30 protein-coding genes are annotated in these 26,243 nt (G+C 33.5%); 9 read left to right on the forward strand and 21 right to left on the reverse strand.

What is annotated here, in order from left to right:
• Window positions 1–21: 21 nt before the first annotated feature.
• The 12 genes from H601_RS0106040 to H601_RS0106095 form a co-directional block, all read right to left on the reverse strand.
• Window positions 22–1,323, reverse strand: coding sequence for a DUF819 family protein (locus H601_RS0106040; RefSeq protein WP_026710670.1), 1,302 nt, complete (start codon window positions 1,321–1,323; stop codon window positions 22–24).
• Window positions 1,324–1,557: 234 nt separating this feature from the next.
• The gene (locus H601_RS0106045) at window positions 1,558–3,417 is read right to left on the reverse strand and encodes a M61 family metallopeptidase (RefSeq protein WP_026710671.1); all 1,860 of its coding nucleotides are present in this window, start codon (window positions 3,415–3,417) and stop codon (window positions 1,558–1,560) included.
• A 104-nt stretch (window positions 3,418–3,521) separates the two neighbouring features.
• Window positions 3,522–4,910: an alpha/beta hydrolase family protein gene (locus H601_RS0106050; protein ID WP_026710672.1), complete on the reverse strand. Its 1,389-nt coding sequence runs from the start codon at window positions 4,908–4,910 to the stop codon at window positions 3,522–3,524.
• Window positions 4,911–4,972: 62 nt separating this feature from the next.
• Window positions 4,973–5,251 (reverse strand): TIGR03643 family protein, encoded by a 279-nt coding sequence (locus H601_RS0106055; RefSeq protein ID WP_035655602.1) that lies wholly within the window; start codon window positions 5,249–5,251, stop codon window positions 4,973–4,975.
• Window positions 5,252–5,319: 68 nt separating this feature from the next.
• Window positions 5,320–5,595, reverse strand: coding sequence for a TIGR03643 family protein (locus tag H601_RS0106060; RefSeq protein ID WP_026710674.1), 276 nt, complete (start codon window positions 5,593–5,595; stop codon window positions 5,320–5,322).
• A 96-nt stretch (window positions 5,596–5,691) separates the two neighbouring features.
• Window positions 5,692–6,519, reverse strand: coding sequence for a sterol desaturase family protein (locus H601_RS0106065; RefSeq protein WP_026710675.1), 828 nt, complete (start codon window positions 6,517–6,519; stop codon window positions 5,692–5,694).
• Between the two features lie 21 nt (window positions 6,520–6,540).
• Window positions 6,541–7,080, reverse strand: coding sequence for a DUF1003 domain-containing protein (locus H601_RS0106070; RefSeq protein WP_026710676.1), 540 nt, complete (start codon window positions 7,078–7,080; stop codon window positions 6,541–6,543).
• Window positions 7,081–7,084: 4 nt separating this feature from the next.
• Window positions 7,085–7,384 (reverse strand): hypothetical protein, encoded by a 300-nt coding sequence (locus H601_RS0106075; protein WP_026710677.1) that lies wholly within the window; start codon window positions 7,382–7,384, stop codon window positions 7,085–7,087.
• A gap of 3 nt (window positions 7,385–7,387) precedes the next feature.
• Entirely contained in the window at window positions 7,388–7,990 is a 603-nt protein-coding gene (locus tag H601_RS0106080) for an alpha-ketoglutarate-dependent dioxygenase AlkB family protein (protein WP_026710678.1), read from the reverse strand.
• A gap of 66 nt (window positions 7,991–8,056) precedes the next feature.
• Window positions 8,057–8,767: an aquaporin Z gene (aqpZ, locus tag H601_RS0106085; protein WP_026710679.1), complete on the reverse strand. Its 711-nt coding sequence runs from the start codon at window positions 8,765–8,767 to the stop codon at window positions 8,057–8,059.
• A gap of 17 nt (window positions 8,768–8,784) precedes the next feature.
• Entirely contained in the window at window positions 8,785–9,147 is a 363-nt protein-coding gene (locus H601_RS0106090; protein ID WP_026710680.1) for a DoxX family protein, read from the reverse strand.
• A gap of 72 nt (window positions 9,148–9,219) precedes the next feature.
• Window positions 9,220–10,119 carry an EamA family transporter gene (locus tag H601_RS0106095; protein ID WP_026710681.1) on the reverse strand — a complete coding sequence of 300 codons (900 nt, stop codon included), beginning with the start codon at window positions 10,117–10,119 and terminating at the stop codon, window positions 9,220–9,222.
• Window positions 10,120–10,249: 130 nt separating this feature from the next.
• On the opposite strand from H601_RS0106095, the gene H601_RS0106100 reads away from it, so the two are divergent.
• A complete protein-coding gene (locus H601_RS0106100) occupies window positions 10,250–10,843 on the forward strand; it encodes a murein L,D-transpeptidase catalytic domain-containing protein (RefSeq protein WP_026710682.1) in 594 nt (197 codons plus the stop codon).
• Here the strand turns inward: H601_RS0106100 and H601_RS0106105 are convergent, their stop codons facing one another.
• Window positions 10,844–11,758 carry a LysR family transcriptional regulator gene (locus tag H601_RS0106105; RefSeq protein WP_026710683.1) on the reverse strand — a complete coding sequence of 305 codons (915 nt, stop codon included), beginning with the start codon at window positions 11,756–11,758 and terminating at the stop codon, window positions 10,844–10,846.
• Window positions 11,759–12,011: 253 nt separating this feature from the next.
• On the opposite strand from H601_RS0106105, the gene H601_RS15350 reads away from it, so the two are divergent.
• The 4 genes from H601_RS15350 to H601_RS0106135 are packed head-to-tail and all read left to right on the forward strand — an operon-like array spanning window position 12,012 to window position 15,099.
• A complete protein-coding gene (locus tag H601_RS15350; protein WP_035655604.1) occupies window positions 12,012–12,320 on the forward strand; it encodes a hypothetical protein in 309 nt (102 codons plus the stop codon).
• On the forward strand, window positions 12,301–13,140 hold the full coding sequence (locus tag H601_RS0106125) for a DUF6671 family protein (protein WP_026710684.1): 840 nt from the start codon (window positions 12,301–12,303) through the stop codon (window positions 13,138–13,140). Before H601_RS15350 ends, H601_RS0106125 begins: the two co-directional genes overlap by 20 nt.
• Entirely contained in the window at window positions 13,091–14,140 is a 1,050-nt protein-coding gene (locus H601_RS15355) for an L-threonylcarbamoyladenylate synthase (RefSeq protein WP_051220677.1), read from the forward strand. Before H601_RS0106125 ends, H601_RS15355 begins: the two co-directional genes overlap by 50 nt.
• Entirely contained in the window at window positions 14,137–15,099 is a 963-nt protein-coding gene (locus H601_RS0106135) for a sodium-dependent bicarbonate transport family permease (protein ID WP_026710685.1), read from the forward strand. Before H601_RS15355 ends, H601_RS0106135 begins: the two co-directional genes overlap by 4 nt.
• On the opposite strand, the gene H601_RS0106140 is transcribed toward H601_RS0106135, so the two are convergent.
• The 4 genes from H601_RS0106140 to htpG all read right to left on the reverse strand — a co-directional run bounded on the left by H601_RS0106140 (window position 15,096) and on the right by htpG (window position 18,237).
• Window positions 15,096–15,485 (reverse strand): DUF2721 domain-containing protein, encoded by a 390-nt coding sequence (locus H601_RS0106140; protein WP_026710686.1) that lies wholly within the window; start codon window positions 15,483–15,485, stop codon window positions 15,096–15,098. The genes H601_RS0106135 and H601_RS0106140 overlap by 4 nt on opposite strands.
• A gap of 141 nt (window positions 15,486–15,626) precedes the next feature.
• Window positions 15,627–15,848, reverse strand: coding sequence for a hypothetical protein (locus H601_RS0106145; protein ID WP_026710687.1), 222 nt, complete (start codon window positions 15,846–15,848; stop codon window positions 15,627–15,629).
• Between the two features lie 10 nt (window positions 15,849–15,858).
• On the reverse strand, window positions 15,859–16,197 hold the full coding sequence (locus tag H601_RS0106150; RefSeq protein ID WP_026710688.1) for a DUF2085 domain-containing protein: 339 nt from the start codon (window positions 16,195–16,197) through the stop codon (window positions 15,859–15,861).
• 153 nt (window positions 16,198–16,350) lie between these two features.
• A complete protein-coding gene (gene htpG / locus H601_RS0106155; RefSeq protein ID WP_026710689.1) occupies window positions 16,351–18,237 on the reverse strand; it encodes a molecular chaperone HtpG in 1,887 nt (628 codons plus the stop codon).
• Window positions 18,238–18,406: 169 nt separating this feature from the next.
• Between htpG and H601_RS0106160 the strand changes: the two genes are divergently transcribed.
• The 4 genes from H601_RS0106160 to H601_RS0106175 all read left to right on the forward strand — a co-directional run bounded on the left by H601_RS0106160 (window position 18,407) and on the right by H601_RS0106175 (window position 21,723).
• Entirely contained in the window at window positions 18,407–18,877 is a 471-nt protein-coding gene (locus H601_RS0106160; protein WP_026710690.1) for a lipocalin family protein, read from the forward strand.
• Between the two features lie 18 nt (window positions 18,878–18,895).
• Window positions 18,896–19,591 carry a YiaD family glycine zipper/OmpA-like lipoprotein gene (locus H601_RS0106165; protein WP_026710691.1) on the forward strand — a complete coding sequence of 232 codons (696 nt, stop codon included), beginning with the start codon at window positions 18,896–18,898 and terminating at the stop codon, window positions 19,589–19,591.
• A 140-nt stretch (window positions 19,592–19,731) separates the two neighbouring features.
• A complete protein-coding gene (locus tag H601_RS0106170; RefSeq protein ID WP_026710692.1) occupies window positions 19,732–20,403 on the forward strand; it encodes a TetR family transcriptional regulator C-terminal domain-containing protein in 672 nt (223 codons plus the stop codon).
• Between the two features lie 6 nt (window positions 20,404–20,409).
• Window positions 20,410–21,723, forward strand: a complete 1,314-nt coding sequence (locus H601_RS0106175) for an ABC1 kinase family protein (RefSeq protein WP_026710693.1) — start codon at window positions 20,410–20,412, stop codon at window positions 21,721–21,723.
• 316 nt (window positions 21,724–22,039) lie between these two features.
• Here the strand turns inward: H601_RS0106175 and H601_RS0106180 are convergent, their stop codons facing one another.
• The 4 genes from H601_RS0106180 to H601_RS0106195 form a co-directional block, all read right to left on the reverse strand.
• Complete coding sequence (locus H601_RS0106180) at window positions 22,040–22,411, reverse strand: VOC family protein (RefSeq protein WP_026710694.1); 372 nt, start codon at window positions 22,409–22,411, stop codon at window positions 22,040–22,042.
• Between the two features lie 46 nt (window positions 22,412–22,457).
• The gene (locus H601_RS0106185) at window positions 22,458–23,084 is read right to left on the reverse strand and encodes a class I SAM-dependent methyltransferase (RefSeq protein ID WP_026710695.1); all 627 of its coding nucleotides are present in this window, start codon (window positions 23,082–23,084) and stop codon (window positions 22,458–22,460) included.
• Between the two features lie 285 nt (window positions 23,085–23,369).
• Window positions 23,370–25,406, reverse strand: coding sequence for a beta strand repeat-containing protein (locus tag H601_RS0106190; protein ID WP_156900352.1), 2,037 nt, complete (start codon window positions 25,404–25,406; stop codon window positions 23,370–23,372).
• A 126-nt stretch (window positions 25,407–25,532) separates the two neighbouring features.
• Window positions 25,533–26,243: T9SS type A sorting domain-containing protein (locus tag H601_RS0106195; RefSeq protein ID WP_026710697.1), on the reverse strand; the 711-nt coding region annotated here is incomplete at its 5' end.

The following is a 26,243-nucleotide window of genomic DNA, read 5'->3' on the forward strand; positions in this document are numbered from 1 at the left end:
TAATTTATAAATTCTAAAGTTTTAAGGTGCTACAATTTCCATTAAATAAGCGGATAATAATGCTCCATACGTTCCAATTACATAGCCAAATACGGCTAATAAAACGCCAACACTAGCTAAAGAAGGATGAAATGCACTGGCAACAATTGGGGCAGAAGCAGCTCCACCAATATTGGCTTTACTTCCTACAGCTAAGAAGAAAAAGGGAGCTTTAATTATTTTAGCTACAATAATCAATAAAATTACGTGAATTGCCATCCAAATGAGTCCAACAATTAACAATCCCGGATTGCTTAAAACGGAACCTAAGTCCATTTTCATTCCGATAGAAGCGACTAAAATGTAAATAAAAACACTTCCAATCTTACTTGCACCGGCTCCTTCATATTCTTTAAGTTTGGTATAAGAAAGTGCTATTCCGATAAAAGTTGCAAATGTAACCATCCAAAAGAAACGGTCACCAAAAGTAGATACAAATGTTGTAGGATCATTTACTGCTTCAAAATTAGCTTTCAATGCATCAGAAATAGAATTACTACCCCAATGTGAAAGGCCAACCGCTGTGAAAGCAATTCCTAAAATTATCATTAAATCAGTTAAACTTGGATTACGCGAAACACTTGCAGCGTAATTGGAAACTTTTGTTTTTAATTCTTCAATTGAACTATTATCGGCTTTTAACCAATGGTCAATTTTTTCTTTTCGTCCGATTCCAAAAAGTAAAAAGGCCATCCAAATATTGGCCACAACAATATCAACCAAAACCATTGCACCATATTTTTCTTGGTTGTATTTAAAAACTTCCAACATGGCAGCTTGATTAGCTCCACCACCAATCCAGCTTCCGGCTATGGTAGAAAGACCTCTCCAAACGGCATCAAAATCAGCTCCGCCAACTGTTTCCGGTGAGAAGATGGAAACAATTAATATTGCAATTGGTCCTCCAATGATTACTCCTATGGTTCCGGTAAAAAACATAATTAATGCTTTTGGTCCCAATTTAAACATGGCTTTTAAATCAATACTTAAGGTCATTAAAACCAACGCTGCCGGCAATAAAAAACGACTGGAAACAAAATAGATAGAAGATTTTTTAGTTATTTCTTCACCGTTTTCACCAATTTCTATCCACTCTGGTGCAATAATGTTTAATGAACTGAAAATAGAAGGCAACAAATAACACATTAATAACGAAGGGAAAATAACATAAAACTTTTTCCAAAAACCCTCTTTTATAGAGGCAGTATAAAATACAAATGCCAATAGGAATAGTAATAATCCAAAAACGATGGTATCATCAGTAAAATAAGGTGCTTGCTTCATGTTTTTCAATTTGGTTGCAAAATAGGGATTTTTTGAAAATTTCAACTTGTTTTTTTGGGTTAGTTTGCTAAAAAGATACCCTAAAATTTCAAATTGAATTGAAAGAACACAGATTGTAGAAATTTGTAAAATTCAATATTTCTCATTATTTCTTGTATTTTGTAAATCTGTGTTCATCAAAAAAAATCCCTGAACCTTTCGATTCAGGGATTCATATAGAAGTTTTTGTTTGTATTATCCTTTCAACCAAGCATCACGTAGTGCTTTTTTAGTTTCATCTGTAGATTGATACCCATCAATTTCATCCATCGGAATAGTCACTTTTCCTTTTAACGTCAATTCTTTGTTCTCTCTTTTTACTACAAACGTTACCGGGTCGTTTTCTTGCCATGACATGCTGCCTACAATCATGTCATAAATATTGTCCAAATTATAGTTGGTATCGTTTATGGAAACAATAATATCACCACCTTGAAGCTGCATTGATTTCATGAATGCATTTAGTTCAATTCCGGGTAAAATAATGATTTCTTTGGTAGTTGGATTCACAGTAATGTAGGGTGACTGCCCTTTTAAGAATACATTTCCGGGAATTTGTTTCTTGGTTTTGCTAACTCCCATAATGGCAAAATAATCTTCATAATTTAATGGAGTACTTCCCGAAACATAAGTGTCTAAAAATGTTTTAATTTCAGGATGGGTTAAACTTACAATTTTTGCAAATAATTCACTGTCTTCAAAAGGTTTTGAACTACCATATTCTTTTGAAAGTTTACCCATTAAATCCAAAATACCTGATTTTCCGTTACTAAGTTTACGCAATTCAATGTCTAAGCACATGCCAATTAAAGCACCTTTTTCATATACATTCAAATAAGCATCTTTGTATTCTTTTTTTAGTACTTCGGCACTCATTTTGGTAAACGGCATGTTGTCATCATATCGTTTTGAATTGGTTATTTTACCTGCCATTCTCTCAAAAAATTCATCTTCATCAATAAGTCCTTGATTTACTTGAAATAAATTGGCAAAATATTCTGTGATTCCTTCATACATCCATAAATGTTGCGACATTTTAGGTGAATTAAAGTCAAAAAAGTGAATTTCTTTTGAATGAATACTCAAAGGTGTAACAATGTGGAAAAACTCGTGCGAAACCACATCAACCATGCTTTGTGACAATTGTTCAGCCGGCATTGCTTCCGGAAAAACAACCACTGTTGACGTATTGTGTTCTAAAGCTCCAAATCCTTTTGCATCTTGTTTTTCGTAATCTGAAAGATATAATAGAATTGCATATTTTTTGTTTGCATTGATTTTTCCTAAAAATTTCTTTTGAGCAGCCATCATTGTTTCCATCATAGGCTTGAAATCTTCTGCTTTGTATTGTCCGGATGGAGAATGAACAATAATAATCACTTCCATGTCTTCAACCATAAACGAAGCACTTGGTGTTTTGCTGTATAAAATCGGATTGTCCACTATTTCAGCATAACGAGAAGCTGTAAATACATCAACTGTATTGCTACTATCCAAATCATTCATAGCCGAGGCACCATATAAATGTGCCGGTTTTGATATAGTTAGATGATAAGATAATTCTTTTAAATCTTTAAAGTAGCCAATAAAAGCATGCGTATTAATCACAAAATTGTCATTCTCTGCAATGTTTGTTCCGGCTGGAGAAAAGATATCGCCTTGACCAAATTGAGTCCCTGATTCAGAATCATACGTATCATTGACTAAATAGGTCACTTTTGCCAATTTTTTAGACTCCTTAATCAACCATGAATTTTCATCCATTTTTGCAACAGCCAATTCATTTCCTTTAGCATCATAGGCTTTTAAATTATCAATATATCTTCCGTAATCGTCTTCTGAATACGTTCCCGGAATAATTTTGGGCAAAAAGAATACTGTTTCATTCGTTTTAATAACCGGTGGTATCACCGTTACCGAAACACGATCATTATTAATGTTGACTAAATCTAAACTAACTTTTACTTCGTTTTTTTTGTTTTGAGCAGTAGCTTCAGTATTTCCAATCAAAAAGAAGGTGCTCGAAAGAACTAGGGCGAAAAATGTTTTTTTCATGAATTATTTTTTTGCTGTATTAGTAGCGTGTGAATTATTTTGTTACAAATAACAAAAAAAAACACCTTATAAAAAAGTGTTTTAAGAAATGAATATGATTTTAGTTATTGAAGCTTTATGATCCAGTCTTTTATGTCTTGTAAAACTTGTGGTGAAAACGTTTGTTCTATTGTGCCATATTCTTCAACGCTTCCGGTTTTACATTCTTGAAATAAATGATTTAAATTAGGATATACTTTTGTGGTTACCGATTTGTTTTTGGCTTTTAATAACGCTTTTTTTATACCTTCAACATTGGTTTGTGGCGGAACTTGAAGATCTTTTTCTCCGTTTAAAACCAAAACCGGACAGGTAATTTTTTCCAAATTTACCTCTGGACGATATCGAATAAAATAACGATACCACGGTATGAGTAAGGGACTAATTTGTTGTTGAACAACTGTTTTTTTGTCTTTTTCTTCTAAGGTATTAAAAGCAGTATCATCTTTATACATGTCAAAAAAGATGCTTTCTAATTCAGCCAAAGCTACGTCATTACTTTTCTCACTTTTTACAACTGTATAAATTTGTTGATTGATTTTTTTGGTTTCCAATAATTCAGTTTCGTTCATTCCGGATGATTTTCCGATAAGATAAGATTGTTCTAACAGCAATTCATCACATGGAATGCCAGGGGCTGCCAACAAAACAATAAATTGAAATGATGGATTTTTGGCAGCAACAATTGGAGCAATCATTCCTCCTTCGCTATGTCCGATTAACCCAATTTTCTTTGCATTAACTATTGGATTTTTTTTCAAAAACTGAAATGCCGCTTCAGTATCAGAGGCGAAGTTTAAACTAGTTGAGGTACTCGGATCGCCACCGGATTTTCCGACTCCACGATCATCTAATCGCAACACGCCGACTCCGTTTCGAGACAAATAATCGGCTATTACCCAAAAGGGTTTATGACCAAAAATTTCTGCATTTCTGTCTTGTTGACCACTCCCGGAAATGAGAATTACTACGGGAAAGTTTTTTGTTTTTGGATAGGTGAATGTACCGGCAAGCGTAATTTTTTCTAAACTGTTTTCAAATGTTACCTCTTCCGATTCATAGGGAAAAGGTGCTTTAGGTTCTTGTGGCCGATTTATTTTTTTAGCTTCCGGTTTTTCTCGGGTCAAAGCCAAAGGAAAGGTCATGCCGTTTTGAGAAAATGTTCCATCGATTTGACGATTGTTTAGTTTGCCACTATAATTTAATCCCGCAGGATCAAATTTTATTATTAATGTGTTATCATTAAACGTTACTGAAGAAAGTGGAATTCCATTCGCATTTTGTTGGGGTACACTCATCGTTCCGCTAAATGTGTCTCCGTTTTTGGTGATTTGAAAAACGAAACCTATTTCGCTTCCCATGGCTGATAAATTTCCATACCAGTCACCGGTAACTTCTTGCGAATAGGAAAGGATAGTAGCAAAAAAAAGAATAAATGAATAAAAATTTTTCATGAATAAGTTGCTATAAATTTTCACGAAATATACAAAATATCAACCTAAAAAGAGTGTAAAATTTATCTTCTTTTTGAAATTTTATTATGGGTAATTTGTCTTTGTAGCGTGCATTTAAAACGACCTACTTCATCTTCTCTTAGTTTGGAATGTTTGGTTTTTCTGCCTTGTACTCGTTCACGCCACATTCTGAAACTGGAGGGCTTCATTTCTCGCCGCATGAGTTCAATTGTTTCCTGTTCAGAAAGTTGGAACTGAAAGGCAATGGCTTCAAACGGAGTTCTGTCTTCCCACGCCATTTCTATGATTCGGTCTATCGCTTCATCAGAAAAGTTCTTCATACTTAAAATTTGAAACAAATTAAATTATAAAATAAAAAAACTCTTGCTGAACAAGAGTTAAATTAAACTTAATCAAATTTATTTTTGATGTAATATTTACTGTCTAAATCATCATCAAAATCATCTACAATCGGTTTAGGCTTGGGTTTGCTTGCCGTTACTTTCTTTTTCCAAAGTTCAAAATTATCTTTGGAAAGCCTTTTACGCATTATTTCAGTCACTTCATTTTCAGAAATACCGAATTCCACTTTTAGTACTTCAAAAGGTTTTCTTTCCTCTTGAGCCATACTGACAACGCGATCGATTTCTTCGCTTGTCAGTTCTACTCTTTTACTTTTTTTCATTAGTTCAAAAGCACAAATTAATTTATGATACGTTTCTCAGATTTTTAACCAATATTACTAAAAAAATAAATCACTTTTTCATTGTCCTAAAAATTTTTATTCATTTTCAGGAGAACGATATTTTTGAAAGGGAATTTTTAGCAAATTAGAAAGAGCATTGTTTTCTTTTGGATCCATGTGCGTATCCACTCCATAAACGATTTTTTCTCTATCTAAATATGAATATGTGCCAAAAATTCTATCCCAAACCGAGAAAATATTTCCGTAATTACTATCAGTATAGGGAAGTTTGTAATGATGATGAACTTTGTGCATATCAGGCGAAATGATAAAATAACTCAAAAATTTATCTAGTTTTTTGGGCAATGGAATATTGGCATGATTGAATTGCGAAAACACTACGGATAAGGATTGATAAAGGAAAACCATCCACATTGGGCTTCCTACAATCAAAACACCGAGAACAGTAAAAAGGAATCGAACGACACTTTCGCCAGGATGATGTCTGTTGGCAGAAGTGGTGTCAATCCATGTATCGGTATGGTGAATGAGATGGAAACGCCATAAAAAAGTTACTTTGTGTTCAACTAAATGAACCAAATACGCCCCAATAAAATCCAAAAGTAACAATCCTACAAGCGTATAAATCCATATATTCATTTGTGGCAACCATTGCAGTAAACCAAAATTTTGTTGAATAGAAAAATCGGCGGCTAACAACAATATAAATGCCATAACAAAATTCACTACAATCGTGGTTATGGTGAAAAAAATATTGATTCCTGCATGCTGGATTTTATTGTAATTAAATTTGAAAAGCGGAAAAGCATTTTCAATAAGCCAAAAAAGAGTTATTCCGCCAACCAAAATTAATCCGCGATGAAGAGAAGGAATGGTTTCGAAATAGTTGATAATTGTTTCCAAAACGTATTGTTTTTTTAATGTTTATTTTGCGTTTAATTTTTGCTCTATTGATTTTAGCAATTCTAATTGTTTGGCTTGACTTTCAAAAAGCAATTTAATCTGTTCTTCCAAAAGTAAGTCAATTTTATCATGTAACGCTCGAACTTCAATTTCTGATTTTAAATTAATCATATAATCATTTTCACTTCTTTTTCGGTCTTTTTCTTCCACTCTATTTTGACTCATCATAATAATTGGAGCTTGGAGTGCAGCTATACAAGATAAAATAAGATTCATCAAAATAAAAGGATAAGGATCAAATTTGTCTTTTTCTGGCAAGAAATAATTAATAATAATCCAAATTATTAAAAAGCTCATGAATGAAATGATGAAAATCCAACTTCCACCAAAATTGGCAACTTTATCAGAAATTTTTTGACCTTTACTTAAGATTTCAGTTGGCGGATGCAGTAGATTTTCAAGAATTAAATTCTCATCATCAATTGTCTTCTGTACTATTTTTTGCAGTTTTTTTAATTGTTCCTTCTCTGCTTCTAAAAGGTTTGAAATATCTTTACTCATGATTTTAGTTAATTAGGTTGAAGGTAATTAATAGGATAATAATGAGAATACCTATTAATGAAGTTAAAAATAAATAATTGGCTATTGTTTCTAGCTTTTCTTCAATTTTATCTTTTTTTGAACGTATTGATATAAATGAAAAAATACAAGAAATTGTCAACACAATGGCAATAATTGCAGTGAGTTGATTTATTAATTTTGATTCAATCTTATCAGAAATATGAAGCGAAGTTATGACAAAAAGACAAAATCCAAGAAGATTTGCTGCTGTTCCTAAATTGTGTTGTGAGGTATTATTTGCCATTTTTTATTTAATTACTCGAAAGGTTAGATTGATTCGTTCTCCAATAGGTTTGGCTGTTTTCGGAATTTGATGTTTCCAAAAATGTTGTGTTTTTCCTTTCATTATCAATAAACTTCCGTGTTCTAAATTAATTTTAAGTTTAGCTTCTTTGAGGGTATTATGTTGTAAATGAAAACTTCGTTCCGCACCAAAACTTACAGATGCAATAACCGGATTTTGTCCTAACTCTTTTTCATTATCAGAATGCCAACCGTTACTGTCTTTTCCGTCTCGGTATAAATTTAATAAAACGGTAGTAAATTGTTCTTGGCAAATTTCTTCCAGTTCATTTTTTATAAACATCAACAATGGATTCCATTTGTGTGGATGCATGACGATGTTTGAATAGGAATATGGTTTTCCTTCATTGCCAAACAAAGCGGTTAATCTCGGTTGAGCATAGGTTTTTCCGAAAACGGTAATATCATCTTGCTGCCAAGGAATTTCTGTTTTGAGTTTGAAAAACAATTCGTTTGCTTTTTCTAAATCAAAAAATCCCGGATAATAAGTTATATCAGCATCAGGAAGATTGAAATGAAGAATTTCTTTTGAAAAAAGTGTGTTCATTTTGTAAATTTAAAAAAAAAAGCGATAGAAAAATCCATCGCTTTTAAGAATACTTATGGTTGAAATTTATTCGTTTTCGTGGTTTTGTAATACTTTTTTATAAATAATTCCGGCTGCAATAGCACCCAATATAGGAGCAGCCCAAAATAGCCAAAGCTGCATTAACGGTTCTCCACCTGTAAAAATAGCTTGCGACGTTGAACGTGCAGGATTTACAGATGTATTCGTAATTGGAATACTGATTAAATGAATCAAGGTTAAGGCTAATCCAATGGCAATTCCGGCAAATTTTCCGTTGGCGAATTTATCAGTTGCCCCCAAAATAACCAAAAGAAAAAACATGGTTAAAATAAATTCGGCTACAAAAGCGGCACTCATTGAATAACCGGATGGTGAAAAAGCTCCATATCCATTGGAGGCAAAAGCTCCTGCTTGTGTATTGTCTATTCCTAGAAAATTATCTTGACCATTTAAAATAAAATAAAGCGTTGCTGTAGCGGCCAAAGCACCAATACATTGAGAAATAATATACGAAATCAAATCTTTAGCGTCAAATCTTCCTCCGGCCCAAAGTCCAAACGAAACTGCCGGATTAAAATGTCCGCCCGAAATGTGTCCAACAGCGTAGGCCATTGTTAAAACAGTCAAACCGAAAGCTAGTGAAACTCCGGCAAAGCCAATACCTAAATTTGGAATTCCGGCTGCAAAAAGTGCACTTCCGCATCCGCCAAAAACCAACCAATAGGTTCCAAAAAATTCTGCAAATAGTTTTTTCATGTTATAGTAAGGTTAGATTAATGAATAGTTGTATACAGATAAGCCCAAAAAATCAATAACAATTGAAAAGGTAAACGCAAAAGCAAAACCCACTTTGGCAAACCAAGTGAAGCTTTTTTATGTTGATACATATTAAGATTGGCGGGAAAAACAGCAAGTAAAAGTAAAATGATTCCCCAAGATGCATAGCAAGTAAATTGTGGAATACACAATAAAATCGCTAAAATAATTTCGATTAAACCGGAAAGGATATTCAGTAATTTTCGATTGGGAAAATATTCAGGAATAATTTTTATGTAAAGTTTAGGATTTCTAAAATGGTTACATCCGGCTATGAAGTAAATAACCGCCATACAATACAAATGCCAAGGTAAATCCATAGAACAATCGTTATGACTGCCACGAATTTATAAAAAAAATGTTAATAAATTAACAATGTAGAAATAATTCTATTAATTTTTTTTCAATTTTAAATTAATGTTCATAATGATAATGGCTACAATAATCAAGATTATACCCAACCATTGCCATGAATTTACTTGTTCATTCAGTAAAAAATAGGCCATTAAAACAGAAACGGGTAATTCTAAAGAAGATACAATACTACCTAGTCCAATTCCGGTCAAAGGAAAACCGGCATTCAATAACATAGGTGGAATTATCGTACCAAATAGAGCTAATACAATTCCCCATTTTAAGAAAATATCAAAATTAAAAGGCGTGTTTTGTGTAGCTAAAGAAAAACCAAAAACAATCAAAGCTCCACCCAATAACATATATAAACTACGTTGAGCGGAAGAAATACCAAGTGCAACTCGATTAGCCGTAAACATTGTTGTTGTGAAGGATGTTGCGGCCAACATTCCCCAAAAAATGCCACGCCAATCCAATTCTATTTCGTTTTTTAATAGGTTCGTTGCCAAAGCAGTTCCTATTAATACAATAAATACTGAAATAATTTTTTGAGTAGATGGGAGTTTTTTATCTAAAATCATTTCCAACAAAACGCCCATCCAAACGGTTTGCATTAATAGAACAATGGCAATAGAAACATCAATAAAACGGACGCATAAATAATAAAAAACACTTGTCATTCCTAGCGAAGTCCCGGCAAGCATGAGTTGAAAAATATTTTTGGTGGTTGCTTTTATAGCTATGTTTTTATGTTGAATTCGTTGAAATGAATTAATAAGTAATACACCCAAAATTCCTAAGACAAATTGTGCAGTCGTCACTTCAGCGGTGGTAAAATTCTCCTGATAAGCCAATTTAACAAACGTGGCCAGCATACCATAACTTGTTGCACCCAATCCAACTAAAAACACTCCTTTCAATACTCGATTTCCAAACATAATTTATTTTTAAAAGCCGGCAAAGATAGTTAAAAGTTGTCAGTTAACAGTTATCAGTAGTAAGTCAGTTGGATTTATTCTTTTCAATATACGATTTAATAGTTTTTTGTGTTAATAAAAAAAACTCTTCATGAATAATACTTTTTTACTCATTTTTTTTGTTTTACTCAAATGCAATTATTCTCAGTCAATAGAGCATGAAAGAGATTATAATTCCGTTCATAAAGAAGCACTTATTTTTTGCCAAGAAAACAAGTTTAATGAGGATTTTTATTTTTTAATTGACATGAGTGTCCATTCCGGTAAAAACCGATTTTTTGTGTATGATTTCAAAACAAAAAAAATTATGCATCAAAAATTGGTAACCCACGGGGCTTGTGATGTTTTTGAAGTTAATCCAGAAAAATATAAAAAAACGAAATTCAGCAATAAGTTCAACAGTCATTGTTCCATGAAAGGAAAATTTAAAGTGGGTAAACGCGATTATAGTTCGTGGGGAATAAATGTGAAATATTGGTTACATGGTCTAGAAAATTCCAACAATAATGCTGTAAATAGAGTAGTAGTTTTACATTCATGGTCTGCTGTTTCAGACGAAGAAATTTATCCGAGATATTCACCGTTGAGTTGGGGCTGTCCTGCCGTTTCCGATGAATTTATGGTTGTTTTAGATGAAAAATTAAAACAAGTTGAAAAACCGGTATTGTTGTGGATTGTGGAATAATTACATCCATGAAAATTTCTCCTGAATGATTTGATTCTTGTGAATTGTCAAATAATTTGTAAATGCTTTGGCAACCGGAGAAAGATTTTTTTGTTTCATCCAAATGAGTTGCCAAGTCGATTTTAGTGGCAAACCTTTGATGGGAATAATGTGTAAATCGCCATTGTTTAATTCATTTTTGATACCGATTAGCGGCATAATTGAACATCCTAATCCGGCTATTAAAGCTTGTTTCACCGCTTCATTTGATGTTAATTCCATTTTTTTAGTCAATTGAAGTTTATTGTGTTCCAAAAATCTTTCCATCACTTGGCGAGTGCCTGAACCTTTTTCACGGTAAATAATCGGGATATCTTGAAGAATGGATTTATCATTTTTTTCATTGGAATAAATAAATTCATTATTTCCTACAAAGTATAATTTGTTTTCCATCAAATCAATTTTATCAATTTCTAAATTATCTGGTAGTAAGGAAACCAAAGCAAAGTCAACTTCATTACTTTGCAAACTTTCAATTACTTTAGCTTTGTTCGTTACATCTAATTCTAATTCAACTGCTTTATTTTCTTTTAAAAAATCAGCAATAAAGTAAGGAATTACATATTTTCCGGTTGAAACTACAGAAATTTTTAACCTTCCGGAAAGCTGACCTTTATAGGCTAATGTTTTGTAATTTATTTCTTGAACTTGATGTACAATTTTTTCTGCGGTTTCTGCAATTTCTTTACCAAAATCGGTAACATACAATTGACGACCAATTACTTCTGTTAGCGGAATGTCAAATTGATCTTGAAATTTTTTCAACTGAATGGAAACAGCAGGTTGAGTGAGGTGTAATACTTCTGAAGCTTTCGTAATACTTTTTGTTTCTACGATTTTCAAAAAGATAATCAATTGATGTAAAGTATAATTCATAAATATTTTTTATGCATTGCATTACAAATATAAATAAAAATATATGGAATTAATTTTAAAACTTTGCAAAAAAATAAAATCATGGTTAAGAAATATTACAAATTTTGGTTGTTTTTGTGTTTTGTTTGGTTACTCACAAGCTTCTGTTTGACAATTGTAAATTATGAAAATATTGAATTTAAAATGAGTACCGGAATTGCGATTTTAGTGACCTTATTATTATTAAAAGAATTAAATCTAAAAGTAAATTGATATGAAAAAGGAGTTAACATTCGATTTGATTAATGGTAATTTTTTACCTGAAGATGCTAAATCAGTTTTATTGAATTTGGTAAAATACAAAATCAGTTATCATGAATTAGAATTGTTTAGTGCTGCTGAACGATTTGGAAAAGATTTACCGCATTCCAAAACTAGAATTTCTCAATTAAAACATTCAATGGCGGATGTTGAGCATTTTTTTAATGCCATGGACAAAAACGAAATCTCAATTTCTATTTCAGCTAAAGTAGAAGTGGTTTGCAAAGCAAAAAACCAACAAAATGAATTGGTTTCAAGATAGAAAATTAATCATTGCAACAAAGCATCAAAAAGAGAAAGTCATTGAACCAATAGTTGAACAATTGGGTGTTCAAATTTTTGTTCCAACAGATTTTGACTCAGATCAATTTGGTACGTTTTCGGGAGAAATTAATCGGCAAAAATCGGCTTATGAAACGGTAAAAGATAAATGCCTTAGAGCAATGAATCAATACGATTATGATTTAGGTATTGCTTCTGAAGGTTCTTTTGGTCCTCATCCTACCTTGTTTCTCGCTCATGCTGATGATGAATTATTAGTTTTAATTGACAAAATAAACAATTTAGAAATAGTTGCTCGTGAAATAAGTTTAGAAACAAATTTCAATGCAGAAACCATTTCTTCATGGGGAAATTTGGAAGAATTTGCCAAAAAAGCTATGTTTCCATCTCACGGCTTAATCTTGAAAGATGCTGAAAAGAATTTTTCTACTGTTATTAAAGATATTGACACTTGGGAACATTTGATGACTCATTTTCTCGCTTTAAAGAGTCATTTTGGGAGTGTATTTGTGGAAACAGATATGCGAGCCCATCGTAATCCAACACGAATGAATGTGATTAAAAAGGCAGCAGAAAAACTACTAGAAAAAATCAATTCATTTTGTCCTAATTGTCAAACACCCGGCTATGATGTAGAAGAAGTAATTAAAGGTTTACGTTGCGAATGGTGTCATTCGCCTACATCATCCACACTAGCTTTTCGATATGAATGTAAAAAATGTGCCCACACAACCATAAAAGAATATCCACATGGAAAAAATTTTGAATCTCCTGAATATTGCCAATACTGCAATCCCTAAAGAAAAAAAATTAATAACAACATCACTTGCTAAAGCAACTTGGTATTTAAAAAAAGGTGATCCGGTGGCTATTCCCACTGAAACTGTTTATGGTTTAGCGGCCAACATTTACAATGAAAATGCCGTAAAAAAAATCTTCGAAATCAAAAAACGACCGGCTTTTAATCCGTTGATTGTACATGTTGCTTCAATTGATTCGATGGAAGAAGTGGCTGAGAATATTCCGCCAATTGCTTATACATTAGCAGAAAAATTTTGGCCTGGACCGCTAACTTTAATTTTAGAAAAAAAGAGCACCATTTTAGATTGTATTACAGCCGGAAAAAAGACGGTAGCAGTTAGAATGCCGAATCATAAAATGACTTTAGAATTGATTAAACGGGTTGGTTTTCCTTTGGCTGCACCAAGTGCAAATCCTTTTGGTTCAATTAGTCCAACTTCTGCACAACATGTGGCGAATTATTTTAAAAAAGAGTTAAACGTTGTATTGGATGGAGGTGAGTGCGAAAAAGGAATTGAATCAACAATCGTTGGTTTTGAAAATGGAAAAGTTATTTTATATCGATTAGGAGTTATTTCTAAAGAGATGATTGAGTCTGTAGTTGGTGAAGTAGAACTTTTAAATGTAGATGAAAATCAGCCCAAAGCTCCCGGAATGTTGCACAAACATTATGCTCCAAAAACAAAAATGATAATGAGTGAGCAACCTCTTAAAAGAGCAAATGAAATGCTGGGTTCTAAAATTGGCTTACTTATTTTTGGGAATGAAAATTTGCCAGATTCACGATACATTGCTAAGAACTTATCAGAAAATGGAGATGTTTTTGAGGCGGCTAAAAATTTATACGCTCACATGCATCAATTGGATGAAATGGGCTTAGAACTTATTATAGCTCAAAAATTTCCGGATTCTGGTATTGGGAAATCGATAAATGATCGCTTATCAAGAGCTTGTTGGAGCGAAATGAATTACACATCAACTAATATTTTTTCTGAATGAATCTAAATTTATTAATCGAAAACTTAACCAACCCTGCATTATTGTTTTTTGTATTAGGTGTTTTGGCGGTAAAGTTCAAAAGCGATTTGGAAATTCCACAGAACTCCTCAAAATTTATTTCACTTTATTTATTGTTTTCTATAGGGTTTAAGGGAGGTCAGGAATTGGTGCATAGCGAATTGAATGTTTCAATTTTGTGGTCTTTACTTTTCGGAATTTTTGTTGCGATATTAATTCCGCTTTATACTTTTTTCATTCTCAAAAAGAAATTATCTATTGAAAATTCTGGAGCAATTGCGGCTGCTTATGGTTCTGTTAGTGCTGTAACGTTTGTAACTGCAGTTTCATTTTTAGAAATTCAAAACCTTACGTTCAATGGTCACATGGTAGCCGTGATGGCTTTGATGGAAGCTCCAGCCATTATTATTGGTGTAATTTTAATTCGCTTGTTTGGCTCAAAAGAATCGTGTAACGGGAATTTATTTTCCATTGTTAAGCATTCATTTTCAAATGGTAGTGTTTTTTTAATCATCGGAAGTTTACTCATTGGATTTTTAGCCAGTGATAAAGAAGCAATGGGCATTAAACCTTTTACAACAGATATTTTCAAAGGTTTTTTGGCTATTTTTCTTCTTGATATGGGAATCGTCTGCGGAAAGAAGATCTCTGACTTTCTAAAAGGCGGATGGTTTACAGCCTTGTTCGCTATTTTAATTCCTTTGTTTAATGGTACTTTAGTTGCTATTTTGAGTGGATTTGTAACCTCTTCAGTTGGTGACCGATTTATGTTTGCCGTTTTAGCAGCAAGTGCTTCTTATATAGCCGTGCCCGCTGCCATGAAAATTGCTGTTCCAAAAGCGAATCCCGGACTTTTTGTACCGATGGCTTTAGCGGTTACTTTTCCTTTTAATATCACAATTGGAATGCCAATTTATCTGGTAGTTATTGAAGCGTTTTAATCCACCAAATCCTTTAAATGAACACGTAATGCTTTAACAGAAATGCTAATTTCCCAAAAAGAAATGCCAAGGGAAATAAGTAACATCAGTAAACTTCCTCCGAAAAGAATAATGCCCGGTAATTGGTATTCAAAAAAGAGCATCAACATCGCAAAAACAGAAAGAAATAAGCTGAGCACACCGGCCAATTGCATATAGCGAATCAACGTTAATCTCAGATTTAAATTGGCAATTTCAATCAAGATGCTTTTGTTCTCTTTTTCGTCGTATGTCTTTTTTAAACCTCTTACAATCTGAGCAATGGTCAAAAACCGATTGGTATAGGCCAATAAAATCAAAGAAGTGGCAGAAAAAAGTAGGGCTGGAGTGTCGATGGTAAGGGTCATTTTCTTTGGTTTCAGGTTTCAAGTTCAAAAGTTGTTAAACATTATTCAAAATTCAAAGAATAATAATTTAAAAAAAATCATTGTCAAAAATACATACTTTGACAATGACTTCATTTATTTTGGTTGGGTAATATTGTACTATTATACTCCTCCCATTACGCGTAAAGCAATATTTAATACTAAAGATACGCCCATACCAATAAGTGCTGCATAACAAGCCGTTTGAGCAGATTTTGGTTCATCTTTCTTTTTCATAAAATAAATAATTGCTCCAGCAAGTGGGATACAAAAAGATAAAACGGTAAGTCCGGTGTTTAACTTGTCTTGATTTTGATCTGATTGATTTTGTTGATTTTCTGACATAATATATAGTTTAAATGATTAGTAAAATGTAATCGCCAATTTTTTTCCCAACAATTGAAATTAATGACATTGAGCCTACACCAGCAATAAATCCGGAGGTAACTCGAATGAAATTATTACTTTCTCTGTTGTAAATTGCTTGAATTGTACCATCCAAATAAGTAGGAATCATCATTAATATCGATATCCAAAAATTGAACGTTAAAAATCCAAATAAAAAAATTGGCATTGATAAATAACCTATGTGAATTCCGGTACATCTGGCACAAACAGGAAATTGTTTTCCTTTCCAAAAAAAGGAACGTTCCGGTTTTCGATGACAATAGGTTAAATGTATTTTTGTATTCAAAATGCATAAATTTTAGCTAATATATAAAAATTACAATTAACAATGAAGTATTTATAATTCATTAAAAAATTCAAAAAGCTTTTGCCTTTGATCAAAAAAAACCTGCAAGTTTCCACTCACAGGTCTTTTCTCTATTCTCTATATTCTTTTTTCTTACTTAATCATCTCAAAACTTCTCTTCACAAAAGCTGTCAATTCTTCGCCTTTCAATAATCCTTGCGAGATTTTGGCTAAGTCCATCGCTTGTTTTACCAAATGTTCTTGAGCTGATTTGTCTTCGGTTGATAAAATTGTTGTGGCTAAATTAGAATTAGTATTCACTACTAAATTATACATTTCCGGAAAATTACCCATACCAAACATACCGCCACCGCCGGTTTGACTCATTTCTTTCATACGTCGCATGAATTCCGGTTGGGTAATCATGAAGGGTGCGGCATTGCTGTCCATTGCTTCTAGTTGAACGGTATAAGTTGCTTTTGGTACTAATTCTTCTAAAACCGTTTTCAATTTGGTTGATTCTTCTTCCGATAATTTTGAAATCTGAGTATCTTCTTTCTGAATCAATTTGTCAAGGTGATCCGAATCGACACGCACAAAAGTCAAGTTTTCATTGTCAGCTTCTAGTTTTTGAATCAAATGCGATACAATCGGGCTGTCTAACAACAATACTTCATAGCCTTTTTCTTTAGCAATGTCGATGTAACTGTGTTGTGCTTCTTTGTTAGAAGCATATAACACCACCAATTTTCCGTTTTTATCGGTTTGATTGGCACTGATTTTATCCTTTAACTCAGTTAAGGTGAAATACTTCTCGTCAACGGTGGGATACAACACAAAATCGCCTGCTTTTTCATAGAATTTAGGTTCCGAAAGCATTCCGTATTCCAAAACGATTTTGATGTCGTTCCATTTTTGTTCAAAATCTTCACGGTTTTCGTTGAATAATGATTTCAATTTATCGGCTACTTTTCGAGTGATGTAGTTGGAAATCTTTTTCACATTACCATCCGATTGCAAATAGGAACGCGACACATTCAACGGAATATCAGGTGAATCAATTACACCACGAAGCATTACCAAAAATTCAGGAACAATTCCTTCCACATTATCGGTTACAAAAACCTGATTTTGGTACAATTGAATTTTGTCTTTTTGAATTTGTAAATCGGCCGACATTTTTGGGAAATATAAAATTCCTGTCAAATTAAACGGATAATCCACGTTTAAGTGAATACTGAACAACGGGTCTTCAAATTGCATTGGATACAATTCGCGATAGAAGTCTTTGTAATCTTCATCTTTTAATTCTGTTGGAGCTTTTGTCCAAGCCGGAGTGGGGTTGTTGATGATGTTGTCAACTTCAATTTCTTCCGGTTTAGCATCTTCTGCAGAACCTTCCGGTAATGGTAACGTTTCTTTTTTAGTTCCAAATTTAATGGGCACCGGCATGAATTTGTTATATTTTTTCAACAATTCACGAATTTTAAAGTCTTCTAAAAACTCTAATGAATCTTCTGCAATGTGAAGAATGATTTCTGTTCCTCTTTCGGTTTTGTCATGTGGAACTAATGTAAATTCAGGACTTCCGTCACATGTCCAATGAGCGGCCGGTTTGTCTTTATACGATTTGGTAATGATTTCCACTTTGGAAGCTACCATGAAAGCCGAATAAAAACCTAAACCAAAATGACCAATAATGCCTGAATCTTTGGCAGAATCTTTATATTTTTCCAAAAATTCTTCGGCACCTGAAAAAGCAACTTGGTTAATGTATTTCTCCACTTCTTCGGCTGTCATACCTAAACCTTGATCGATAATGTGTAATTTTTTGTTTTCCTTATCGATTTTTACTTCAATTTTTGGGTTTCCATATTCTATTTTGGCTTCACCGATTGAAGTTAAATGCTTTAATTTTAAAGTAGCATCGGTAGCATTCGAAACCAATTCACGAAGAAAAATTTCGTGATCACTGTATAGAAATTTTTTGATTAAAGGAAAGATGTTTTCTACAGAAACATTTATTTTTCCGGTTGTCATATTTTGAATTTTAAGTTAAACATTTTGGAAAAAGATATAACAAAAGCAATACCAATTAATAAATCCTGACAATTTGTCGTAGCATTAGTTTGACAAAAAATGTTGTTAATTTTATTTAGCATATTATGATTTGAAAGTATCTTTGTAAACAATTTTAAAATGTAAAGAGATGAAGAAAATTCTAATGATTACTTTGTTTTCAGTTTTTATGATGGGTTGTAAAACAAATACCGCAACTCAGTTAGATTTTAAAACGGAAGTTGCTTTAAAAGGAAATTGGGTGATAACGGCTGTTTCTTATCCTGGTTCTGAATATATTAAAGTAACATCGTTTGATATTGCTGATTCACAATGCTTTGTTGGAAGTACATGGAAGTTTGTATCCAACAATAACAAAGGTCAAATGGCTTTAACTAAATCCGGTTGTCCATCATTTAGTTCTGCAATTACATGGTTGGTAAACAAAGATGGTAATTTTGTAATGAAATTAATTGATGCTGGTGAAAAAGCAAAAAAAGTTAGAGAGGGTTATGTGTTGAAGCTTGCTAATCAATCTGAAAATTCTTTTCAATTAGTGGATAGAATTACAGTTGGTGGTTCTATGGCTGATGTAGTTTATCAATTTCAAAAAACAAATTAATACGTAAAAAGCAAGAGTATGAAAAAAATAATAGCATTATCAATAGTCGTTTCATTTGCATTAGCAACAATCCTAACCGGATGTGAAGCGGCTAAAAATACAAATAAAACACAAAGAGGAGCTGCAATTGGTGTAGCTGCCGGAGCCATAATTGGTGGAGTTTTAGGGAATAACTTAGGAAAAGGTGGAAACACAGCTCTTGGTGCCGTGATTGGTGGAGTAGTGGGTGGAACTGTTGGAGGTGTGATTGGTAACAAAATGGATAAGCAAGCTCGTGAAATCGAACAAGCTTTGCCAGGTGCAGAAGTAAATAGAGTAGAAGAAGGAATTGTATTGGTTTTAGGTGAAAATTCTGTGAATTTTGAAACATCTAAATCAGTATTAACCCCAACGGCTAAAACAAATTTAGATAAGTTGGTGCCTGTATTTCAAAGTTATGCTGACACCGATATTGTTATCTACGGATATACAGATAGTACTGGTCGTTTAGAATTCAATCAAAAACTATCAGAAGACCGTGCTGCTTCAGTAAGAGCTTATTTGGTAAGCAAAGGATTGAATGCTGCTCGTTTCAAAACTAAAGGCATGGGGCCAAATGATCCTATTGCCACAAATGATACACCGGAGGGAAGAAGTAAAAACAGACGCGTTGAGTTTACCATTACTGCCAATGAAAAAATGATTCAAGACGCACAAAAAGAAGTGAAAAACTAATTTTTATATACTTTAAATCAAGGCCACCTTTTTTAAGGTGGTTTTTTTTTTGAAACAACTTTAACAAAAATTTTGTTTAAATTATTTTGTAAAAAGTTAAACAAATTTGTATTTTTACAGTGTAAATAAATAAACGAAAAATGACTACAACCAAAAAAGCTACAAACAAGAAGAAAACGGTAGATGAAAACCATATTATTACTGCCTATATGAATCAAGTTTTACAATACAATGAAGAACCTAAAAATGTTTTTTTATTCTGTCAGGAAAACAAGATTCAGGAGAGTGATTTTTATACTTTCTTCGGTTCCTTAGAAGCGTTAAAGCAAGAAATTTGGGTAAAGTTTTTTGAAAATGTAAAACAAACAATTGAATCGGATGATAAATATGATGCATATTCTAATAAAAATAAATTGTTAACACTCTATTTTTCATTGATAGAAGTGATGACACTCAATAGAAGTTATGTGATGTTTGCATTGAAAGAAGATAAAAATGCGTTGAAAAATTTACAACAATTAAAATCTTTTCGAAACCATTTCAAAAGTTTTATCGTAGATATGATGAACATGCAAACTTCGGAGGATGATTTTAAGGTGAACAAGTTTATAAAACCTTTTTATGCAGAAGGAGCATGGATTGAGTTCTTAGTCATTTTGAAATTTTGGTTAGAAGATACGTCGAAAGGTTTTGAGAAAACAGATGTGATGATTGAAAAAACCGTAAAAGCAACTTTTGATGTGTTGGACACTACGCCCTTAGAAAGTTTGTTTGATTTGGGAAAATTTGTTTGGAAAGAAAAATTTAATTAACAGAAATTGAAAACATTAGACAAAATACCCACCAACAAAATTGAACGTGCGGGACAATTGGTTAAAACCGGTTTGAAAGTAGGAGGAAACTACATTGCTTATTATGGCGAAAAAGTGGTGAATCCGAGTTTGACCAAAGATAAATTGAATGAGAACAATGCAGAGGATATTTATGACGGACTCAAAAATTTAAAAGGGAGTGCGTTGAAAGTGGCTCAAATGCTGAGCATGGAGAAAAATATTATGCCAAAAGCATACGTGGAAAAGTTTTCGCTGGCACAATTTTCGGTGCCGCCGTTGAGTGCTCCGTTGGTGAGAAAGACATTTAAAAATTATTTGGGAAAATATCCTGAACAACTATACGATTCGTTTACGCCAGATTCAATTAATGCGGCCAGCATCGGTCAGGTGCACAAAGCCGCAAAGGATGGGAAAAATCTTGCTGTGAAAATTCAATATCCGGGTGTGGCGGAGAGTATTAGTTCAGACCTGGCAATTGTGAAACCTTTTGCTATTAAAATGTTCAACCTCCAAGGAAAAGACTCTGAGAAATATTTCAAGGAGGTTGAACATAAATTATTAGAGGAAACGGATTATGAGTTAGAATTGAAGCAAGGTGAGTTTATTGCGAAAGCGTGTTCTAAAATTCCAAATTTACGATTTCCAAAGTATTATGAAGCTTTATCGTCGAAGCGAATTTTGACGATGGATTGGATGGAGGGTGAACATCTTTCTGAATTTACGGCTCACAATGAGAACCGTGAAAAAGGAGATAAATTAGGACAAGCGATGTGGGATTTTTACATGTATCAAATGCATGTGTTGCGTCAGGTGCACGCCGATCCACATCCCGGTAACTTTTTGGTTGATAAAGAAGCTAATTTGATAGCTATTGATTTTGGTTGTATCAAACAAGTTCCGGAGGATTTTTATAAGCCTTATTTTGAATTGGCTCAACCGGAGGTGATTAACAACCCAAAATTGTTCAACGAAAAGTTGTTTGAATTAGAAATATTGCGAACTGATGATTCGCCTAAAGAGATTGAGTATTTTACGAAGTTATTTCATCAGTTGTTGAGTTTGTTTACACAACCGTTTCACGGCGATTTCTTTGATTTTTCGGATGAAGAATTCTTTGGGAAAATTGCCAAAATGGGTGAGGAGTTCTCAAAAGACACTCAACTACGAAAAATGAACGGCAACAGAGGTTCAAAGCACTTTTTATACATTAACAGAACGTTCTTTGGTTTGTATAATTTGCTTCACGATTTAAAAGCAAGAGTAAAAACTAAAGATTTTGAAAAATACATTACCAACTAAATTTTAGTTGTTTTTTATAAAGTTTGTTTATTTATTGGTTAGGTTGACGAGAGCGACACTCCACGTTGAGTTGTCGCTCTTGTTCTTTTTAATTGACAACCGATTTATGAATTTGAAAGTTATTTCTCTATCATCAATCTTGAATTGTGTTAAATGGTGATTAAAGTGTTTGTAAAATGTAACTTTACATTGTGTTGAGTTCATTTTACCAAAGAAAGGTTTTTATTCAAAATTGAAATGACCTAGTTCATGACACTTTTGAAAGTAAATTATATTTCTTTTAAATCGTTTAATGTCAATTATGATTTTAGCTTAACTAGCGATGTTGGTCAATCAGAATATTATTCCCATCTGGGTCTGTTAAAGTAATGTGTGCAGGACCGTTTGAGTTAGGGTCTGCCTCAGAGGTTAATGTAATGCCACAATTTTTTAAATGTTGCTGAATAGTTCTAACATCATCAAATGTTTCAAGGTTTTGTGCGTTTTCATCCCAACCCGGATTAAAAGTAATAATATTGTTTTCAAACATCCCTTCAAATAAACCAATAATGGCGTTCCCGTTTTTTAGGATTAACCATTTTTGATTAATGTCTCCGCCTAAGCAGGAAAACCCTAAACTTTCGTAAAATTCTTTAGATTTTTGTATGTCTTTTACCGCAAGACTTATAGAAAAAGCTCCTAGTTTCATGAGTGTTATGTATTGGTTTGTATTTCAAAAATAACAATTTTAATATTTACTTTCTCGCTGTTATAATAGTATGTATATCAAACTCCGCTTCCGAAATTTTATACTTCACCTTAAACGTATTAATTTCTCCAAATTGAAAACGATTCAGTTGTTCTTTAATATCATCTAGTTTGTGGTAATAAAAATAAACGCGTCCACCGCTGCCCACTTTAAAATCTGATTTTTCAGGATCGCCTTCTACAAAACTTAAGTAAATCAAGCCATTCTTGTTTAATAAATCATAGGAAGTAGCAATTAGTTCGTTGCACTCCGTTTGTGACAAATAGGGAATGCAAAACCCGCCAATAATGCCGTCATACTTTGTGTCAAGCGTGTGAATGTCTCGGCTATCCATTACCGCAAAATGTGCCGTTGGGTTGTTTTGCTTTGCCAATTCAATCATATTAGATGCAATATCAATTCCAAAGATGTCAAAGTCAGGTCTTTTAAATAAAAGGTATTTAGTGATGTTGCCGGGTCCGCAACCAATTTCCAACAGTTTGGCTTTGGGTTTTTCGATTGTTTTACAGATAAAATCGTAAGTATCATTATACAAGTCTAATTCCATAAACTTTTCTTGGTATAAAGAAGCAATGTTATTCCAAGTGTTGAATGTTTCCTTGTTTTTGTCCATTGTTTGGTGTTTTACTTACTTTCAAAGATAGAAAATAAAATATTGAATATTATGTGATTGATATATGTTAGGGTTGTTTAAGCGAATTATTTAATAACACTCGTTAAAAACAAAAGTAAATTAATGATTTTTTTATCTAAAATTTGTTTGTCAGGTTAAAAAGAGTGATAGCTGTAGCTGAGTTATTGCCTTATTCTTTTTATTAAATGTATAATTCAAAAAATAAAAAAAATGACTGAGATTACCCAGTCATTTTTAAAGAATAAAAATTTTAATTTCGATTATTTATCTAACTTTTTGTATTTCAAAAAAGGTTTTAGCGGGAAAACTATCAACCGCTACACCGGTTTGATAATTTTGAACGTAAATTTCAACAAATCCACCTGCAGCTAAGTTCACCAAACAATTGATGTTTCGATGAACTGGGCCATTTCCAAAATGGTTTCCTGTTGTTTCTTGATATAAGACACCATTTACATACACACCAATGGAATAAAATTGATTGTTACTTTGATTGTCTGTATGCATGCCTGCATTAATTTGATAGTAACCGGCCTGAGTAGCAACAAATCGATTGTTAGCCACTACAAATTCAGCATTTGTATCAAACACTACATTATTAAAATTGATTTTTTCCCAACCACTAGTTCCAAGTGCTTGATTGGCTAATAATGTTGCTCTAACTACTGATTTTGTGGCGTTAGGTTCAGCCCAACTTAAAACCCCGGTTCCGTTGGTTTGTAAAATTTGACCATTTGTACCTCTTGCAACCGGAAATTGATACCCTGTTGTAGCAGGATCACCAATTTGAAAAGTACTATTAGTTCTTAGAATTCTTGTTGGTGCAAATTCACCATAAATTAATGAAGTAGTTGGGGTTGTATTGGAATTTGAGATATACAATTTGTTTGAAGTAGTTTCTGACAAACCGGCTTGATAGCCTATCGCTACATTTCCAGATCCTGTCGTTGCATTAAGCAATGCACTATGACCAATTGCTGTATTATTAGTGGAAGTACTATTGGTTAAAGCATTAAAACCGATAGCAACATTTCTGGCTGTGGCTCCACTCGCATCTAAAGCATTTGCACCAACGGCTGTGTTTTGAGTACCAGTTGAATAGGCACCAGCATTAAATCCGATAAATGTTCCATCAGACGATGTAGCGGCAAAACCTGCATCTCTACCAACAGCTGTATTTCTGGCTCCGGTACTATTGTCATTTAAAGCCCTAGCTCCAACAGCCGTATTATTTGCTGCTGTTGTATTTCCTTGCAATGCATCCCTACCAATAGCTGTATTGCTATCTCCAGAATTGTTAAATAATGCATGCCAACCAACTGCTGTAGAATTGCTGGCTGAAGAAGTTGAACCAAACATAGCTTCCCAACCGATTACAGTATTTTGACTTCCTGAATTTCTTCCAAGTGATCGTTCACCGATAGCCACATTTTGTGAGCCTGACGTATTCATTTGATGAGCTTGAAAACCTAAAGAAGTATTTGATGAAGCTGTTGTATTTTCTCCCGCTTGAAAGCCTACTGCAGTATTGCTTGTACCTGTAATATTGCTTCTCAACGCTTGAAAACCTATTCCGGTATTGTTACTGGCTGTTGTGTTGGCTTGTAAAGCTTCAAAACCTATTCCGGTATTATTACTACCGGTTGAATTGGATCGTAATGCACCCATCCCAAAGGCAGAGTTTGCACTTCCTCTATTAAGGTTTAAAGCATTATTTCCTACTCCGGTATTTTGAATTCCGGTTGTATTTGTAGCTAATGTGCTATTCCCAACCGCAACATTATTATCACCTGTGTTAAGTAACAAAGCATTATTTCCAAAAGCGGTACTATTCGAAGTAGTTCCGGCAGTTAATGCTCCTACACCAAAGGATGTACTAGTTGTTGCAATCTTTCCTGCAGCAATATTATTTCTTCTAAACGCTACATCAACATTGTTTCCGGATGCAGTTCCCATAAAGTTTACATTGTCAACAATATCGGTATTTCCTGTAATTTGCCAGCCTAAACCACCTGTGGCTATTCTTATCCAAGGGCCTGTAGCCGTGCTTAGATAATAAAATCCCGGGGTTACATCGCCGGTTGTGGCAGTGTTATAAACCAATTCAGAAGCTGTTCCTGTTAAAACGGTTACCGTTGTTGTGTTCACTAATGCTACTCTTGGAATCAATAAACCTTCATCGGTTGAAGTAATGTCTAAAGCAGCGGATGGCGTAGTTGTTCCTATTCCAACTTGTGCCTGAACACTTTGTAAAGATGTGATAATAAAAAATATTGCGAGTAAGATAGTAAGGTTTTTCATGACTGTTATTGTTTTCACTTTTCGTGACATGCTTTTTATTTTTTTCAAAATAAAGAGACTTATGGAATCAATATTAAAAAATACCTCTCAATTAAGAGAGGCATTTTTTATAAAAAATTATTTAAATTATCGTTTCACCACACGAATTACGCGGGTTTCGTCTCCTTGGGTAACAATTGCATTGTATACGCCTGCAGGATAACGCTCTCCTATTTTTTGTGATGATAAATCATCTGCTTGGATGTCTTTTGTCTCTAATAAACGTCCTGCCATATCGTAGATAGCCACACTAATTGGTGCTACGTTGGAAGTTTGAATATCCAATACAAAACTATCCGCAAATGGGTTAGGATACGCCACTACTTTGAATGGAGCTACCACTACCTCTTCTACTGGTGTTTTAACCTCTACTTGCTCTCTTGTCATCACCGGTGGTGCTCCAGGAGTAGTAATGTTACAATCTTTTCCGGCATAGAAGAAACCATAAATCTCTGTCTCTACCGTTACTGAATAACTTGTACCTGATGTTAAGGTTGCCAAGGCATTGAAGTTACTCAATCTGAAGGTTCTGGTTGAAGTGGTAAAAGTTTGGTTATAACCACTTCCGTTTGTTAACGTGAAACGATATAGGGTTGCTCCTGCTACCGGTGTAGCATAGATTACTGTGTTTAACGATGCTGGGAAGATTCCCGCTTCATCTCCACATCCTTCTATCTGTGCCTCTGGTGCTACCGGACTAAATACTGAACATGGTGCTCCGTAATCTGATGACCATTGTAAACCTAAATCCGTTGGTACTTCTACTTTCATTCTTACGCGGTATTCCGCTCCAAATTT

The organism is Flavobacterium filum DSM 17961 (assembly GCF_000425465.1).
In the GTDB taxonomy this organism is placed as follows: Bacteria; Bacteroidota; Bacteroidia; order Flavobacteriales; family Flavobacteriaceae; genus Flavobacterium; species Flavobacterium filum.

Excerpts from the sequence above, each read along its gene's own strand:
- aqpZ (WP_026710679.1), bottom strand. The coding sequence starts at position 8,767 with ATGAAAAAACTATTTGCAGAATTTTTTGGAACCTATTGGTTGGTTTTT.
- H601_RS0106055 (WP_035655602.1), bottom strand. The coding sequence starts at position 5,251 with ATGAAGAACTTTTCTGATGAAGCGATAGACCGAATCATAGAAATGGCG.
- H601_RS0106080 (WP_026710678.1), bottom strand. The coding sequence starts at position 7,990 with ATGAACACACTTTTTTCAAAAGAAATTCTTCATTTCAATCTTCCTGAT.
- H601_RS0106165 (WP_026710691.1), top strand. The coding sequence starts at position 18,896 with ATGAAAAAAATAATAGCATTATCAATAGTCGTTTCATTTGCATTAGCA.
- H601_RS0106190 (WP_156900352.1), bottom strand. The coding sequence starts at position 25,406 with ATGAAAAACCTTACTATCTTACTCGCAATATTTTTTATTATCACATCT.
- H601_RS0106145 (WP_026710687.1), bottom strand. The coding sequence starts at position 15,848 with ATGTCAGAAAATCAACAAAATCAATCAGATCAAAATCAAGACAAGTTA.
- H601_RS15355 (WP_051220677.1), top strand. The coding sequence starts at position 13,091 with ATGGAAAAAATTTTGAATCTCCTGAATATTGCCAATACTGCAATCCCT.
- H601_RS15350 (WP_035655604.1), top strand. The coding sequence starts at position 12,012 with ATGAAAAAGGAGTTAACATTCGATTTGATTAATGGTAATTTTTTACCT.
- H601_RS0106050 (WP_026710672.1), bottom strand. The coding sequence starts at position 4,910 with ATGAAAAATTTTTATTCATTTATTCTTTTTTTTGCTACTATCCTTTCC.
- H601_RS0106160 (WP_026710690.1), top strand. The coding sequence starts at position 18,407 with ATGAAGAAAATTCTAATGATTACTTTGTTTTCAGTTTTTATGATGGGT.
- H601_RS0106125 (WP_026710684.1), top strand. The coding sequence starts at position 12,301 with ATGAATTGGTTTCAAGATAGAAAATTAATCATTGCAACAAAGCATCAA.
- H601_RS0106180 (WP_026710694.1), bottom strand. The coding sequence starts at position 22,411 with ATGAAACTAGGAGCTTTTTCTATAAGTCTTGCGGTAAAAGACATACAA.
- H601_RS0106040 (WP_026710670.1), bottom strand. The coding sequence starts at position 1,323 with ATGAAGCAAGCACCTTATTTTACTGATGATACCATCGTTTTTGGATTA.
- H601_RS0106060 (WP_026710674.1), bottom strand. The coding sequence starts at position 5,595 with ATGAAAAAAAGTAAAAGAGTAGAACTGACAAGCGAAGAAATCGATCGC.
- H601_RS0106090 (WP_026710680.1), bottom strand. The coding sequence starts at position 9,147 with ATGGATTTACCTTGGCATTTGTATTGTATGGCGGTTATTTACTTCATA.
- H601_RS0106095 (WP_026710681.1), bottom strand. The coding sequence starts at position 10,119 with ATGTTTGGAAATCGAGTATTGAAAGGAGTGTTTTTAGTTGGATTGGGT.
- H601_RS0106140 (WP_026710686.1), bottom strand. The coding sequence starts at position 15,485 with ATGACCCTTACCATCGACACTCCAGCCCTACTTTTTTCTGCCACTTCT.
- H601_RS0106075 (WP_026710677.1), bottom strand. The coding sequence starts at position 7,384 with ATGGCAAATAATACCTCACAACACAATTTAGGAACAGCAGCAAATCTT.
- H601_RS0106070 (WP_026710676.1), bottom strand. The coding sequence starts at position 7,080 with ATGAGTAAAGATATTTCAAACCTTTTAGAAGCAGAGAAGGAACAATTA.
- htpG (WP_026710689.1), bottom strand. The coding sequence starts at position 18,237 with ATGACAACCGGAAAAATAAATGTTTCTGTAGAAAACATCTTTCCTTTA.
- H601_RS0106100 (WP_026710682.1), top strand. The coding sequence starts at position 10,250 with ATGAATAATACTTTTTTACTCATTTTTTTTGTTTTACTCAAATGCAAT.
- H601_RS0106185 (WP_026710695.1), bottom strand. The coding sequence starts at position 23,084 with ATGGACAAAAACAAGGAAACATTCAACACTTGGAATAACATTGCTTCT.
- H601_RS0106045 (WP_026710671.1), bottom strand. The coding sequence starts at position 3,417 with ATGAAAAAAACATTTTTCGCCCTAGTTCTTTCGAGCACCTTCTTTTTG.
- H601_RS0106105 (WP_026710683.1), bottom strand. The coding sequence starts at position 11,758 with ATGAATTATACTTTACATCAATTGATTATCTTTTTGAAAATCGTAGAA.
- H601_RS0106170 (WP_026710692.1), top strand. The coding sequence starts at position 19,732 with ATGACTACAACCAAAAAAGCTACAAACAAGAAGAAAACGGTAGATGAA.
- H601_RS0106135 (WP_026710685.1), top strand. The coding sequence starts at position 14,137 with ATGAATCTAAATTTATTAATCGAAAACTTAACCAACCCTGCATTATTG.